Below are 13,284 nucleotides of genomic sequence, written 5' to 3'. Positions count from 1 at the left end.
AGATAGGCGGTTTGAGTGGTAGCAATTGGTATGCTCAACTCCAGCTTCGCTCACCGTATCGCCGTGACATCCATGTTTCCCTCCGACCGGGTGGGCATGAACGAGCCTGTCAGCATCGGTTTCCTGGCCCCATTGAGCGGTCCCGTCAGTTCCTGGGGCTTGCCGGGGCTCAATGGCGTGCGGCTTTGGGCGGAATGGTTGAACAAGGCCGGCGGCATCCTGATCGGCGGCCGCAGGTACCCGTTGCGAATCGTCCCCTTCGATTGCGGGTACGAGCCTGAACGGGCGATGGAGGGCGCCCGCCACCTGGTGCTGAGCGAGCAGGTCAAGCTGCTGATGATGCTGGGCGGGGATACCTTCACCCCGCTGCGCAACTTCCTGACGGAAAATCGAGTCCTGACATCGACCCTTTTGCCCAGCGACCTGTCACCGGACACGCGCTATCTGATCGCGCCGTCAGAGGTGCACCCGGTCTACAACGTGACTGGGGTGGAGTGGCTGGCCAAGAACGAACCGCATCTGCGGCGCATTGCGATGTGCAGCCAGAAGGACGCGCTGGGCCTGCCGTCGACCGCGACCTATCGCGCAGCCTTCGAGGCCGAGGGCCTGCCAGTGGCCAAGGACATCCAGTACGATCCCGAACAGACCGACGTGGCCGAAATCGTCGGGCCGATGCTGGAGGCGGAACCGGACGTCCTGTGCTGGTGCACCAGCTACACGCCAATGGTGCACGCGATGACGGAATACGCCTATGAGAAGGGGTTCAAGGGGCGCATCCTGTCCTGCACGCTGGACAACTACGAACGCATCGTGGCCCGGACCTCCGAGAGTTTCATGGAAGGATCGCTGTTCCAGTTCCCGGATTTCGACGACCCGAAACTGGCGCGCAAGGCGTTCTTCTTCAACAAGCCGAGCGCCTTCTTCAAGGAATACAACAACCGGTATCCCGGGACCTGGAGCGCGGTGAGTTGGGAATATGTTGCCATCCTGGAAATCTGGCACGCGGCAGTGGAAAAGGTGGCCTCGGTTCACCCGGTCTCTGTCCTGACCACGATGAAACAGATGGAGCCGGTCACTCATGCCTTTGGCCCCGCGCGCTGGTGGGGCGAACATATGTTCGGCATAAACAATGCCCTGATCGGGGACTGGCCGGTGGTACGTCTGCGCGAAGGCCGGGCCCGGATCGCCGAGTTCCTGTCCGTCCCCGACTGGCTGGAACGCCACGAAGAGCTGCTTCGCGACCATATGGGCCGGGTTGGCCAGCTCTGGCAGCAGCGGGTCGAGATGGGCGAAATTCAGACCGGACTGACGGCGCGCGAGATCATCGACTGACGGGGCGGGGGCGTCGCGACGGTCAACCCTCGTGCAGGAACAGCTTTTGTTCTTCCACCAGGTGTAGCTTGGTGATCTCGACAGCGGCCTCGACGTCGCGCGTGGCAATTGCATTGAACAGAGAGTTGAACCGCGCCTGGTAGCTTTGAATGCGGCCGGGTGTGAGGTGCTTGCGCATCAGCGCGGTCCGGAAGCTTTGACGGCAAACCTCGATTGTCAGCTCGTAGCAGGCCTCCAGCAGGGGGTTGCGGGTGGCCCGTGCGATCGAGCGATAGAACTCTTCCTCGCAGCGGATAAATTCATTCAGATCAGTGCGCACTGTCTCGATCTGGGCCACGACCTGGGCCAGCCCGTCGAGGTCCTTGGGCGTCATGTTCATCACCGCCATGCGTGTCATCTCAGGTTCGATGATCGACCGGACGATGAGGTGGTCCAGCGGGCTGGTGCGTTCGCCGACGGATCCGGGCATCGGTGCCTCTGCGCGGTGCGACTGGTAGGTGACAAAGCTGCCGCTGCCCTGCCGGCGGCGGATCAGTTCACGGCTTTCTAGGACATCCAATGCCTCGCGCACGGTGTTGCGTGACACGCCCAGTTCCGCGGCAAGGGCGCGTTCGCTGGGCAGGCGCGAGTCGGGCGGGTACTCCCCTGACTGGATCCGTACCAAAAGCTTGTCGACCACGATGCGCACGGTTTCCCCGATGGTGTGATCGGGCGCGACTTCGGCATTTCTGGTGTTCGGCATCTGCTTGTCCGTCAGGGCTGTCCGGCTGTGCTTGTGCAGCATGGTAGGACATGGGTTCAACCCGCCACAAGCTGCGTCGAAAGCAAAAAGGCCCCGGCGTGACGTCCGGGGCCTTTCCTTGGGGGCTTGGCGTCAGCTGCGCGGGACGTTGTCCGCGTGGGTGACGACATCCGGTTCCAGGTCCCAGTAGAGCTTGTCCAGCCCGTCGATCTGGTCGTCGTCGTCGATCCGCAGACCGACGGTGGCCTTGAGGATCACCGACAGGACCAGGGCGGTCACTGCGCCGGTGCCCAGGCAAGTCACGATACCGACCAGCTGCATGACCAGCGAGATCTCACCGTGCTGGAAGGCATAGGCGCCTTCCTCGATACCCAGGTAGCCGCCGCGCGGTGTACCTGCCTTGAAGATGCCCACGCAGATCATGCCAAGCGAGCCGGCGCCGATGAAGAGCGGGAACAGCTTGTGCTCGTCGATACCGCGCTTGAGCGTGAACTCGTACACGATGTAGGAGGCGATCGGCGCGACCAGGCCCACGATGAAGGCTTGCCAGGGCATGTAGACGTCAAAGCCCGAGGCGCCCGCAACGTAGCCTGCAAGCGGACCCAGCAGGGTGTAGGCGTAGTTGCCCGACTTGTAGGCCAGGATCATGCCGGTGATGGCGCCACCCGCCCAGACCAGGGCGTAGTTGTTCAGGGCCACGCCGACGCTGGTTTCCGCCATCGTCACGCTGACCGCCAGGGCTTCGGGATCGAAGAAGAACATGCAGGACAGGATGACCATCGGCAGACCGGCGAAGATCATCAGCAGGCCGGGGGCACAGAGGCCGATGCTGGGGGCCAGGTAGGCCGACACGCGCGGGTGCGGCTCCATCATGCCGGGGCGCTTGCCCAGCATCGGAGTGAAGACCAGCAGCATGCCCGCCGGGAACATGTAGACGAAGCCCACGCCGAAGAAGTCGTGGAAGCCCATGTTGGTCAGCGGACCGACCGACCCCCAGGTTGCCAGGCTCAGCGCCGAGGACACCACCGTGGCGACGACGCAGGTGATGTAATAGGCCGCCGGCTTCATCCGCTCGGAAACCGAGAAATGCAGCAGGATGTTGATGATCCCCGCGAAGACCGCCAGGAAGAAGATGAAGATCTGGAAGGTGTTCAGCCCGGGGAACACCGCCGGGTCGACGTCATGTGCGTGCACGTTGGTCATGGCACCGCCGATCCACCAGTCCTTGATGGAGTCCATCAGCGTGGCGTCGACCATGATGTAGTACTGCGCGGCCCAGAAGCCGAAGCCGATGACGTAGTAGGTGGCGAACCCCAGGAAGAACCCCAGGGTCTTCTCGATGGTCGAGTTGAAAAGGTTCTTGCGGCGGGCGGTGCCCGCGTCGATCAGCAACAGCCCCACGACGACCAGGATCGCCCCCACGGTGCCAGAGGCGTACAGGACGTTCTGGACCAGTGAATTCAGTGTGACTTGTTCGGCGTATATTGCGCTTACGTCGAGTGACATTTCGTCTTCCCTCTTGGACTTTGTCTTGTTCCGGTCTTTCTTGGCCGGCTCACTTGGCTGACACCGAAAAACACGACGGAAGACCAATGCCAGCGAGCTGGGAACCATTTTGAACCACATTCGCGGTCGAATGGACCTGTGGTCATGATGACGGAAAATTGGCACTTTTCAAACAAAACATTCACCCAAGAGAAACAATTTTTCTAACGGAAGGTGGGCGCATCGCCAAAAATCGCCGGTCCATGGAGTGCGGGTTTCAGTTTTTATGTCATCAATTTAGATATTTGCGGGGATTTGCCCAGTTTGTCAGCAGCGCCGGCGCTTGCCGCAAAATTGGTCTATTGGGGGAGGGGGCTGGTTCATTCGGAACGCTGCCAGCCCCTCCTTTCTCCAACATGGTCTAGCGAAGAATGGCCCACTGGTTGCCGAAGATGTACCGGAAATCAGGGATTTGCCGGCTTGAACACGTCCGCCGGCCAGGGGCCAAGGGTGGTGCACCATAGGTGCCCGGATCAAGGGCGATCTGCCCGAAACGCGGGCTTTCCCACCTCCATTGGTTGTGCGGCGTGGCTTGTGCGACCGGTTTGCTGGCCGCTTCGCGGCCCTTTGCATCCTCGTCGGTCCGCCAGAGAATCATGGCCATAGGGCCTTGGGGCAGTCTGGGACAGCCGCCCGCGCTGCATAATGGGTGTGACGCCAAAGGCCGTCCGGTAGACCCTTGCAAAATGGCCGGGGATTTCGAAACCGCAGGCAAGCGCCACGTCGAGGATCGACATCTCTGTCTGAACCAACAGGTGCCGCGCCCGTTCCCGCCGCATCTTCATGTAGTACTTTTTCGGTGAGGCGTTCAGGTCCTTCCCGAAGAGCCGTTCGAGTTGACGGGTCGAGATCCCCAGGTCTTGCGCGATGATCATGGGGGCAATCGGACTGTCGAGGTGATCGCGCGTCCGGGTGATGGCGGCGGCAAGATGTGAATTGCGCATGCCGCTGCGCGACTGGAGCGACACTTTCTGCGCGGTGGTCGCCTCACGCTCGGCGTTGTAGATCATCTAGTCCGCCACTGCGACGGACAGGTCCTGGCCGTGGTCTTCCGCGATCAGGTGCAGCATCAGGTCCGCCGTCGCGGTCCCGCCAGAGGCCGTGGGGTACTTGCCGTCCGCGACAAAGACATTGCGCATCAGGTTCACCTCGGGGAAAGCCTCCATCAACCTGTCGTGGTAGTCCCAGTGGATCGCGGCATCGCGCCCGTTCAGGAAACCGCCCGTGGCCAGCACCCAACTGCCGGAGCAAAGCGCGCCAATCCGTGTCCGGGTCAGCCAGTCCTTGCGACGCAGAGAGGTCAGCAGGACCGAGTGGTCCTGGGTCTGCATCCCGATGCCAGACAATACGAAGATGCGGTCACTATCGGGCAGGGCGTCGAACCCGTGGTGCACCGTGATCTGCGTTCCGTCCGAACTGCGCGCGTATTTCCCGTCAAGCGAGGCGTAGGACCAGCGATACAGAGATTGAGCTGAAATCAGGTTCGCGATCCGCAGCGGATGCACCGCGCAGGCAAAGGCGATATGCGTGAAGTCTTCAACCAGGGCGAAGACGATGTGCTGGGCCTGTCTCATTCCCCTTGGTGCTTTCTCGCTAGGTCGGCAGGCGGGTGGTGCATGGAGTCGGCAGACGCCCCGTGTGCTCGGACGATGGTCCACTGCTTGTCAGGCTGCATGAATTTTTATTGTAGACAAAATATATTACTGGGGTGGGCGGACGACGAAAGGTGTCGGCCAGCGCAGGCGCCCGAGCGGAACGGATCGGAGTTGACGGCATGGGCGAGCAGGCGATTAGCAAGAAGGCGCGGCGCGTCGAGGACGTGCGGCGCAGAATTCTGACTCAGGTGTTCGAGCCCGGCAGCTACCTCGACGAGGCAGAGCTTGCGCAGCCCTATTATATTTCGCGTACGCCGCTGCGCGAGGCGCTGCACCAGCTTCCGGCGGAGAACGCGACCGAGGCACAGGTGATGCAGCTGAAAGACACGCAGGAGCTGTTTCGCAAGGCGATCCGGGAGGGGGATGCCGCCGGGCGTGCGCTGATGAACCAGCGCATTCACGCCATCATCGGCGAGATGGTCGACAACGAGTTCCTGAGGCCCAGCCTGCGGCGTCTGCTGATCGACCGCACGCGGATCGGCATGTCCTTCTACAACCCGGGTACCCGCTCGATGGCCGAGCAGCGCAGCGTTGCGGCGGACCAGCACGACCAGTTCATCGCGCTGATCGAACAGGGCGATGTCGAGGGCGCGACCAGCTTGCCCTTGACCACTGGGAACTGTCGCGGGCCGAGATCGAGAGCTTTGTCACGCCTTTGGGAATGCAGATCCCGCTTGGCCCCGCGCCGGGCACCGGGATGCGCAAACGAGAAAAATGAAGTTCGACGGCATCTATACGCCTGTCATCAAGCCGCATCGCGAGGATGGCAGTGTCGACCGGGAGGCGCTGGCAGCATCGAGTACCTGATCGCCTCCGGCGTGCATGGTCTCATCAACGGCGGCTCGACGGGGGAATACTATGCCCAAAGCCTGGAAGAGCGGCCGGAGATCGCCAGCTTTGCCAGGGACGTGATCGGGGACCGCGTGCCGCTGATTGTCGGCACCGTGGCGATCCGGCTGGAGGATTCGGTTGCGATGGCGGAACACGCCGCCCGGATCGGGGCGGATGCGCTCCTCGTCGGCTCGCCGCCCTATTCGGTCCCGACCGAGCGCGAGAACGCGCTCAATGCGCTGGCCATCGACCGGGCGGCGGACCTGCCGATCATGCTGTACAACTGCCTAGGCCGCATGGGCATCGACATGGGCGAGGCGTTCCTCGACCGGGTGGGCCGCAGCCGCAACTTCTGCGCGATCAAGGAAAGCTCGGGCGACATCAACCGGGTGCACCTGCTGGCGCGGGACTAGCCGCATATCCAGATGTCCTGCGGCATGGACGACCAGACGCTGGAGTTCTTTGCCTGGGGCGCGACTAGCTGGGTCTGCGCCGGATCGCACTTCCTGCCGGGGGAGCATATTGCGCTTTGGCGCGCCTGCCGGGTCGAAGGCGACTTCGACAAGGGCCGCCGGATCATGTCGGCGAAGATGCCCCTGATGCGGGTGCTGGAGCAGGGCGGCAAGTTCATCCAGTGCGTGACGCACGGCTGCGAGAAGATGGGCCATTGCGCCGGCCCGCCGCGACCGCCGCTGCGCCCGCTCAACAAGGACGACAGGCGGCAGATGGAACAGGTGGTGCGCGTCCTCAAACGTACCGTGGCCGAGATCGAGGCCGGACCCCAGGCGGAGGCAGCAGAATGAGCGATCTGTTGACCCGTGGGGAATACAAGGCCATCGCCGCGGGACTGACCCTGCCGGTGCAGGCTTTCGTCGACGGCAGCTTTCGGCCCGCGCAATCAGGCAAGACCTTCGACAGCGTGAACCCGGCCACCGGGGCGGTTCTGGCGCAGGTCGCCGCCTGCGGGGCTGAGGACGTCGGTTTTGCCGTGCAGAAGGCCCGGGACGCCTTCGAGGATGGCCGCTGGTCGCGCCTGCATCCCGGTCAGCGCAAGGAAGTGCTGATCTGGCTGGCCAAGCTGATGAAGCGCAACGCGCGTGAACTGACGGTGATGGAAAGCCTCGAAAGCGGCAAGACGATCTACGACTGCGAGACCGTGGACGTGCCCGAGACGATCCATTGCCTGACCTGGCACGCGGAACTGATCGACAAGATCTACGACCAGGTCTCTACGGCCTCGGACGATCACATCGCGCAGGTTGTCCGCGAACCCGTGGGGGTCGTCGGCCTCGTGCTGCCCTGGAACTTTCCCTGCTGATGCTGGCCTGGAAAATCGGCCCGGCGCTGGCGGCGGGCTGTTCGGTGATCGTGAAACCGGCTGAGGAGACCTCGCTGACCGAGCTGCGTATCGCCGAACTGGCGATGGAGGCGGGCGTGCCTGCGGGCGTCTTCAAAGTGCTGCCGGGCTCTGGCCCGGAGGTGGGAGAGCCGCTGGGCCGTCACATGGACGTGGATGCGCTCAGCTTTACCGGCTCGACCGAGACGGGGCGGCGCTTCCTGCGCTACGCGGCAGAGTCGAACCTCAAGGAAGTCACGCTGGAGATGGGCGGCAAGAACCTGGCCGTGGTGCTGGAAGATGCCGAGAACCTGGACCGGGTGGCGGCCCATGTGGTCAATGGCGCCTTCTGGAACATGGGCGAGAACTGTTCCGCATCCTCGCGCCTGATCGTGCAGAATGGCATCAAGGAGGCCCTACTGGAACGGGTAAAGGCCCATGCCCGGGAATGGCCGATGGGCGATCCGCTGGACCCGGTGAACCGGGTGGGTGCGCTGGTATCCGCCGCGCATTTCGACAAGGTCCGGTCCAAGGGGCCCAAGGTGGTGATGGGCGGCAAGGCCGAGAACGGTTTTGTCGAGCCGACCATCCTGGAGGTGGCCCCCGATACGCCCCAGGCCCGGGAAGAGATCTTTGGCCCGGTGCTGTCGGTGCTGACGGTGGATGGCTTCGACGAGGCGATCGCCCTGGCCAATGACACAGAGTACGACCTGGCCGCCTCGATCTTTACCGCCAACGTCAAGCGGGCAATCCGCGTCGCGCGGGCGCTCCGGGCGGGCACCGTGACCGTCAACAGTTTTGGCGAAGGCGACAGCACGACACCGTTCGGCGGGTTCAAGTCCAGCGGGTTCGGCGGCCGTGACAACGGCATTCACGCCCATGACCAGTACACCCAGCTCAAGACCATCTGGATCGACCTTTCCGACGATGCGGACGAGGCGGTGAATTGAACCGACGCAGTGTCACCCGACTGCCGGCCCTTCCGGGGCTGGCAGCCTGGAACGCAAACCTGGGGCCCGCGCCGGTCTACGCGCCCGCGGCGGAGGCGGGGCGCATCGCCGAAGGCTCTGCCGGGCGCAACTCGGGCTTCATGATCGACTTGAACCGGGAGGCGATCGGCTTTGCCGGCGCGGCGATGGACGACTACGGCATCGACCGGAACTTCTTTGATCGCGCGGGAAAGGTGAACGGCGCCGCCAGCGACACGGCCCAGGCGCACAACCGCAGCTATGCCGCCCACCTTGCCTCGCTGGGCGAAGGCTCCGAGATGCATGACGCGCAGGACATGCGGGAACTCACCGGCTCCGCATATTACCGGTCGAGGCTCTATACGCCCGGCACGGTCATGCTGCAGCCCGCGGGCTATATCCGCGGGCTGGCCGCCGGTCTGGCACGCGCAGGCGTGACGCTCTATGAGCAGAGCCCGGTCACGGCATTGACGCGCGAGGGCGCGGCCTGGCGCCTCGACACGCCCGGCGGCGCGGTCAGCGCGGGCCGCGTGACCCTGACCGTCAACGGCCGTCTCGAGAGCTTCGGCTTCGAGAAGGGGCGGCTGATGCAGGTCTTTCTCTACGCTGTGATGACGCCGGGACTGGACGCCGAGGCCCTGAAAGCCCTCGGCGGGCAGAGCCGCTGGGGCATCACGCCTTCGGACCCGATGAGCACCACGGTGCGCCGCAACGACAGCGGCCAGGGCGGCAACCGGATCGTCACGCGACCTGCGCCACGTTGGCGCCGGGGCACCGGATCGGCGCGGGCCAGGTGGCGCGGGCCGCCCGGGTCATGCAGCGAAAGTTCGACGACCGTTTCCCGCAGCTGCGCGGCATGACGATGGACTATTCCTGGGCCGGGCACCTCTGCCTGACGCTCAACAGCGTGTCGGTCATGCGCCGGCTGGACGAGGGGCTGTTCTCGGGCTGCGTGCAGAACGGGCTCGGCACCGCGCGCGGCACGCTGACCGGGATCGGTGCGGCGGAATTGGCCTGCGGCGTCGACAGCGACAACACCCGGCATTTTGCCGCCGAGGTACAGCCCAGGCGCCTGCCACCGCAGCCCTTCCAGAAGATCGGCGCCAATGCGGTGCTGCGCTACAAGGAATGGCGCGCGCGCAAAGAATGAGCCGCGCGCCTGCCGCTATTGCGGCAGGCTCAGTTTGGCCATGCGGTCTAAGTCCACCGTGTAGACCTGCCCCGTGACAAAGCCGCTTTCCCCGGCCGCCAGGAAGGCCACCAGCGCGGCAACCTTCGGGTTCCATGACCTCGCCGGGGCTCTCTTGTTCAAAGAGATTTTCCACGATCCCTGCGAGCCGATCGTCGATTTCGAGGAGTGCAAAAAAGACCCGCCGGCAAGGGCGGGGCCAGACGGGGAGTTGTCCGTCAATACTCCTGGTTCAGGGCATCTGCGGCGGATGATCTGGGTATAGGCCAGCGCGCTCAGCGCCTCGGCGTTCAGCTGCGCGACCGTGGCCGGCACGCTGGCGGGTGTGTTGGCCCCGCCCAGCACGAAGGGCGAGCAGAGCACCGGCTGGTTGCGGCGGCAGAAGGCGCGCATGGCGCCCAGCGTCGTCTCGTCCCAGACCAGCGGCGAGTTGCAGTTGCCGGTGGTGGCCGGGTTCTGCTCCATGAAGTCCTCGCCGAAGAGGATCGCGCACATCTCCATCACGTCCTCGGCGTTCTTCGGGCTGGTGGTCATGCCCATGAAGGTCTTGTCCGAGTGTTTCATCGAAGAATAGGTGGTGCGCAGGTGCCGCTGCGAAATCGGGTGGTCGCAGGGTTCGACGATGTGATGGGCCGAGGAATGCTGGCTGGGCTGCATGTGCGCCAGCTTGCGGAACATGGCCAGGTCGTCCAGCGTGGGGATGCGCCGCACGTCGTTCAGGTCGCGCAGGTAGGGCGCGCCGGTCATCGGCACAAAGATCGAATGCGGCCCGCCAAGGCGGAGATTGTCGGCCGGGTTGCGCGCCGAGTAGGTGAAGTCGGTGGGGATCGTGGCGATCAGGTCGCGGATCAACCCACGGTCCGGGTAGACCATCTCGCCCTCGACCCTGGCACCCGCCGTCTTCCAGTCGGCCAGCGCGACGGGGTCGCGAAATAGCACGCCGACATTTTCAAGGATGTCCATCGAGGCCGCGTCGATCCGCTCGACCTGGGCCCCGTCCGTCACCTCGCAAAGCGGAATGCCCTGGGTCAGCCCCGGCGGCATCCGCAGGTCCCGCGTGCTGCGCAGCCTGCGGCGGGCAGAACGTCCGCCGGAACGGGCGCGCGGGCGGGTCAAGGTCTCGGTCATCGCGGGATCTCCTCTGGCTCGAGAAGATCATGCCGCCGCCACACCCCCGCTGGCGTGCCGGATTCCGAAGTGCCGGCAACGACAAAGAACCCCGGCCCGCCAAGGCGGGCCGGAGCGTATCAGACGTCGAGTTCGACGGCGCCGATGGGCTTGGAGCAGCAGGCGAGGATGTAACCGTCGTCGATATCGTCCTCGGAGATTCCGCCGTTATGGACCATGTGCACTTCGCCGGAGGTCTTCTTGACCTTGCAGGTGCCGCAAACGCCAAAGGTGCAGCCCGAGGGAATGACGATCCCGGCGCCGCGGGCGACGGCCAGAACGGTGTCCGTCTCGGTGCAGTCCGCCGTGACCTCGGAACGGGCGAAGGCGATGCTGGCGCTGGCCTCCTCGTCCGGGATGACGTCATCATGCTCGGGCAGCTGCTCTTCTTCCTTGACCGGGGCGGTAAAGCTCTCCTGGTGGTAGCGGTCCATGTCGTAGCCAAGCGCGATCAGCATTTCGCGCACGGCATTCATGAAAGGCTCGGGCCCGCAGCAATAGACTTCGCGGTCGAGGTAGTCGCCCGCGATCAGGCCGATCATCAGCTGGTTGAGCCGCCCGCGCAGCCCGGTCCACACCCGGTAGGGATCATCCTCCTCGACGATGAAGAACAGCTTGAGCGAGGGCACGCGCGAGGCCATCTGTTCCAGCCGCTGGCGTGCGATGATGTCCTGCGGACGGTGGGCGCAATGCACGAAGGTGACGTCGATGTTGGTGCCACGGTCGTAGAGGTAGGTGGTCATCGACAGCGAGGGCGTGATGCCGGACCCGGCCGAGATGAACAGGTATTTTTTCTGCTCCTTGCGGGGCAGCGAGAAGATCCCGGCGGGGCCGATTGCCTTGATCTTCATCCCCGGTTGCAGGTGGTCCAGCATCCAGCGCGTGCCGACACTGCCCGCCTGCGCCTTGACCGTGACCGCGATGGTCAGCGGCCGCGAGGGCGAAGACGAGATCGTGTAGGTGTTCCAGACCGTGCCGCCCGGAACGGGCAGTTCCAGCGTCAGGAACTGCCCTGGATCATAGCTGAACTGCGCGCCGGAGGGCGATACAAAGCTGAAGGTCGCGGTGTTCGGTGCCTCTGGCACGACCGCGCAGCAGACCAGCGGCTCGGCGTCGGTCCAGATGCCGTCATCCGCCGAAGCGGTGAGGTCCATGTCCAGTCCCATGTCCTTACTCCGCCGCGATCGGGGTGACGCCGCCGGTGATCGCACGGATCATCGTGTTAGCGTACCAGTCGACGAACTGGATGTTGCCGCTTTCGTGGGTCGGCGAATAGGGGCCGGGCTGGTAGGCGGGCGAGAGAATGCCGCGCTGGTTGTTCTCGACAACTTCGCGGTCCTCGTCGTTGGTCGCGATCCAGACCTCGGTCAGGCGCTTGAGGTCATAGTCCCGTCCTTCGACCGCATCCTTGTGGACCAGCCACTTGGTGCAGACCTCGGTTTCCGTTGCGCTGATCGGCGTGACACGGAACAGCAGGACGTGATCCGACAGGAAGTGGTTCCAGGTCGCGGGATACTTGAATTTCAACAGCGAGCCGGCGTTCCGGAAGGGCAGGTTGGAATTGGGTTTCGTCACCGCGACCTTGCCGTCCATCGTATAGCTTTCGCCGGCGTCCAGCAGCGGCGTGCGCACGAAACGCCAGTCGCCCAGTCCCGATATCTTGAAGGCCGAGGGGGCACCCGCCGCCTCACAGCGCGCGCTGTGCTCCTGCTGCAGTCCGGTCAGTTCGCCGCTTTCGTCGTTGCCGATGGCGCGGGGATCCTCGGGGAAGGTGCGGCAGAGCGAGGGATGGTTGCCAGAGCAGTGATAGCACTCGCGGTTGTTTTCCCAGACCAGCTTCCAGTTGCCCAGCTCGACGATGGTGCTTTCATAGGCAACCTTGGAATTTTCCAGGTCGTGCGGCGCCAGGTAACGCGCGGTTTCTGCGGCCAGCTCGTCGATCGCGGGGGCGTCATCGGCCAGGCAGATGTAGACCATGCCCGACAGTTTGCGGCAGTGTACCTGCTTGAGCCCGTGTTTCGAGGCGTCGAAATCGGGACCCATGTCGCGCGCCCACAGCAGGCGGCCATCCAGTTCGTAGGTCCACTGGTGATAGGGGCAGACCAGCTTGGGGCCGGTGCCCTTCTTGGTCTTGCACAGGACAGACCCGCGATGACGGCAAGAGTTGTGGAAGGCGCGGATTTCGCCGTCGTTGCCGCGCACGATGACGACGGAGTAGGCGCCGATCTCATGCACGATGTAGTTGCCGGGCTTGGGGATCTCGCAAGAAGGGATCGCAAAGAGCCATTCACGGTACCAGATGCGGTCCATGTCGGCCTGGAACACGCCCGGATCGCAATACAACTCCTGTGCGAGGGAATAATCGGGCTTTCGGCGCATCAACGTCGAAAGAACATCGGATTCGCGCAGCATTCGGCACCTTTTCTGCTGTGTGCCCGCCCTGTGGCGGGAGATTGGTCGCGTTGCAAAGTCGATAAGGTCGGCGAGTCGGCGGACCGCCCCCGTGCCTCTTGCGCCGC

10 protein-coding genes and 3 pseudogenes are annotated in these 13,284 nt (G+C 64.1%); 6 read left to right on the top strand and 7 right to left on the bottom strand.

Features of this window, described 5'->3' with window-relative positions; all coding sequences use genetic code 11:
- Positions 1-30 precede the first annotated feature (30 nt).
- Positions 31-1,332: an ABC transporter substrate-binding protein gene (locus G9Q80_RS25375; RefSeq protein ID WP_088715355.1), complete on the top strand. Its 1,302-nt coding sequence runs from the start codon at positions 31-33 to the stop codon at positions 1,330-1,332.
- A 22-nt stretch (positions 1,333-1,354) separates the two neighbouring features.
- Here the strand turns inward: G9Q80_RS25375 and G9Q80_RS25370 are convergent, their stop codons facing one another.
- The 4 genes from G9Q80_RS25370 to G9Q80_RS28610 form a co-directional block, all read right to left on the bottom strand.
- Positions 1,355-2,074 carry a FadR/GntR family transcriptional regulator gene (locus tag G9Q80_RS25370; RefSeq protein WP_043146979.1) on the bottom strand — a complete coding sequence of 240 codons (720 nt, stop codon included), beginning with the start codon at positions 2,072-2,074 and terminating at the stop codon, positions 1,355-1,357.
- Between the two features lie 132 nt (positions 2,075-2,206).
- Positions 2,207-3,580 (bottom strand): ammonium transporter family protein, encoded by a 1,374-nt coding sequence (locus tag G9Q80_RS25365; protein WP_043146944.1) that lies wholly within the window; start codon positions 3,578-3,580, stop codon positions 2,207-2,209.
- Between the two features lie 512 nt (positions 3,581-4,092).
- On the bottom strand, positions 4,093-4,629 hold the full coding sequence (locus tag G9Q80_RS28615) for a helix-turn-helix domain-containing protein (protein ID WP_332835992.1): 537 nt from the start codon (positions 4,627-4,629) through the stop codon (positions 4,093-4,095).
- Complete coding sequence (locus G9Q80_RS28610; RefSeq protein ID WP_332835993.1) at positions 4,630-5,193, bottom strand: AraC family transcriptional regulator; 564 nt, start codon at positions 5,191-5,193, stop codon at positions 4,630-4,632.
- A 200-nt stretch (positions 5,194-5,393) separates the two neighbouring features.
- Between G9Q80_RS28610 and G9Q80_RS25355 the strand changes: the two are divergent.
- The 5 genes and pseudogenes from G9Q80_RS25355 to G9Q80_RS28355 form a co-directional block, all read left to right on the top strand.
- Positions 5,394-5,810: pseudogene (locus tag G9Q80_RS25355) on the top strand (GntR family transcriptional regulator); the annotation flags it as partial.
- A 178-nt stretch (positions 5,811-5,988) separates the two neighbouring features.
- Positions 5,989-6,908, top strand: a pseudogene (locus G9Q80_RS25350) (dihydrodipicolinate synthase family protein).
- Positions 6,905-8,391: pseudogene (locus tag G9Q80_RS25345) on the top strand (aldehyde dehydrogenase). Before G9Q80_RS25350 ends, G9Q80_RS25345 begins: the two co-directional pseudogenes overlap by 4 nt.
- Positions 8,388-9,269, top strand: coding sequence for an NAD(P)/FAD-dependent oxidoreductase (locus G9Q80_RS25340; protein WP_232788216.1), 882 nt, complete (start codon positions 8,388-8,390; stop codon positions 9,267-9,269). The pseudogene G9Q80_RS25345 and the gene G9Q80_RS25340 overlap by 4 nt, the downstream one beginning before the upstream one ends.
- Entirely contained in the window at positions 9,224-9,559 is a 336-nt protein-coding gene (locus G9Q80_RS28355; RefSeq protein ID WP_232788217.1) for an FAD-binding oxidoreductase/lyase, read from the top strand. The genes G9Q80_RS25340 and G9Q80_RS28355 overlap by 46 nt, the downstream gene beginning before the upstream one ends.
- Before the next feature lie 15 nt (positions 9,560-9,574).
- On the opposite strand, the gene G9Q80_RS25330 is transcribed toward G9Q80_RS28355, so the two are convergent.
- The 3 genes from G9Q80_RS25330 to G9Q80_RS25320 form a co-directional block, all read right to left on the bottom strand.
- Positions 9,575-10,726: a trimethylamine methyltransferase family protein gene (locus tag G9Q80_RS25330; RefSeq protein WP_416045627.1), complete on the bottom strand. Its 1,152-nt coding sequence runs from the start codon at positions 10,724-10,726 to the stop codon at positions 9,575-9,577.
- 119 nt (positions 10,727-10,845) lie between these two features.
- A complete protein-coding gene (locus G9Q80_RS25325) occupies positions 10,846-11,931 on the bottom strand; it encodes an FAD-binding oxidoreductase (protein WP_088669959.1) in 1,086 nt (361 codons plus the stop codon).
- A 4-nt stretch (positions 11,932-11,935) separates the two neighbouring features.
- Positions 11,936-13,177 (bottom strand): aromatic ring-hydroxylating oxygenase subunit alpha, encoded by a 1,242-nt coding sequence (locus G9Q80_RS25320; RefSeq protein ID WP_088715356.1) that lies wholly within the window; start codon positions 13,175-13,177, stop codon positions 11,936-11,938.
- Positions 13,178-13,284 lie beyond the last annotated feature (107 nt).

The sequence above is a fragment of the Mameliella sp. LZ-28 genome, assembly GCF_012274245.1.
GTDB classification, from domain to species: domain Bacteria; phylum Pseudomonadota; class Alphaproteobacteria; order Rhodobacterales; family Rhodobacteraceae; genus Antarctobacter; species Antarctobacter albus.
This window is presented reverse-complemented; position numbering and strand designations above follow the sequence as displayed.

Bases quoted from the DNA above. Each gene is read 5' to 3' on its own strand.
- G9Q80_RS28610 (WP_332835993.1), bottom strand. From the start codon at position 5,193: ATGAGACAGGCCCAGCACATCGTCTTCGCCCTGGTTGAAGACTTCACG.
- G9Q80_RS25330 (WP_416045627.1), bottom strand. From the start codon at position 10,726: ATGACCGAGACCTTGACCCGCCCGCGCGCCCGTTCCGGCGGACGTTCT.
- G9Q80_RS28355 (WP_232788217.1), top strand. From the start codon at position 9,224: ATGCAGCGAAAGTTCGACGACCGTTTCCCGCAGCTGCGCGGCATGACG.
- G9Q80_RS25375 (WP_088715355.1), top strand. From the start codon at position 31: ATGCTCAACTCCAGCTTCGCTCACCGTATCGCCGTGACATCCATGTTT.
- G9Q80_RS25325 (WP_088669959.1), bottom strand. From the start codon at position 11,931: ATGGGACTGGACATGGACCTCACCGCTTCGGCGGATGACGGCATCTGG.
- G9Q80_RS25365 (WP_043146944.1), bottom strand. From the start codon at position 3,580: ATGTCACTCGACGTAAGCGCAATATACGCCGAACAAGTCACACTGAAT.
- G9Q80_RS25370 (WP_043146979.1), bottom strand. From the start codon at position 2,074: ATGCCGAACACCAGAAATGCCGAAGTCGCGCCCGATCACACCATCGGG.
- G9Q80_RS28615 (WP_332835992.1), bottom strand. From the start codon at position 4,629: ATGATCTACAACGCCGAGCGTGAGGCGACCACCGCGCAGAAAGTGTCG.
- G9Q80_RS25320 (WP_088715356.1), bottom strand. From the start codon at position 13,177: ATGCTGCGCGAATCCGATGTTCTTTCGACGTTGATGCGCCGAAAGCCC.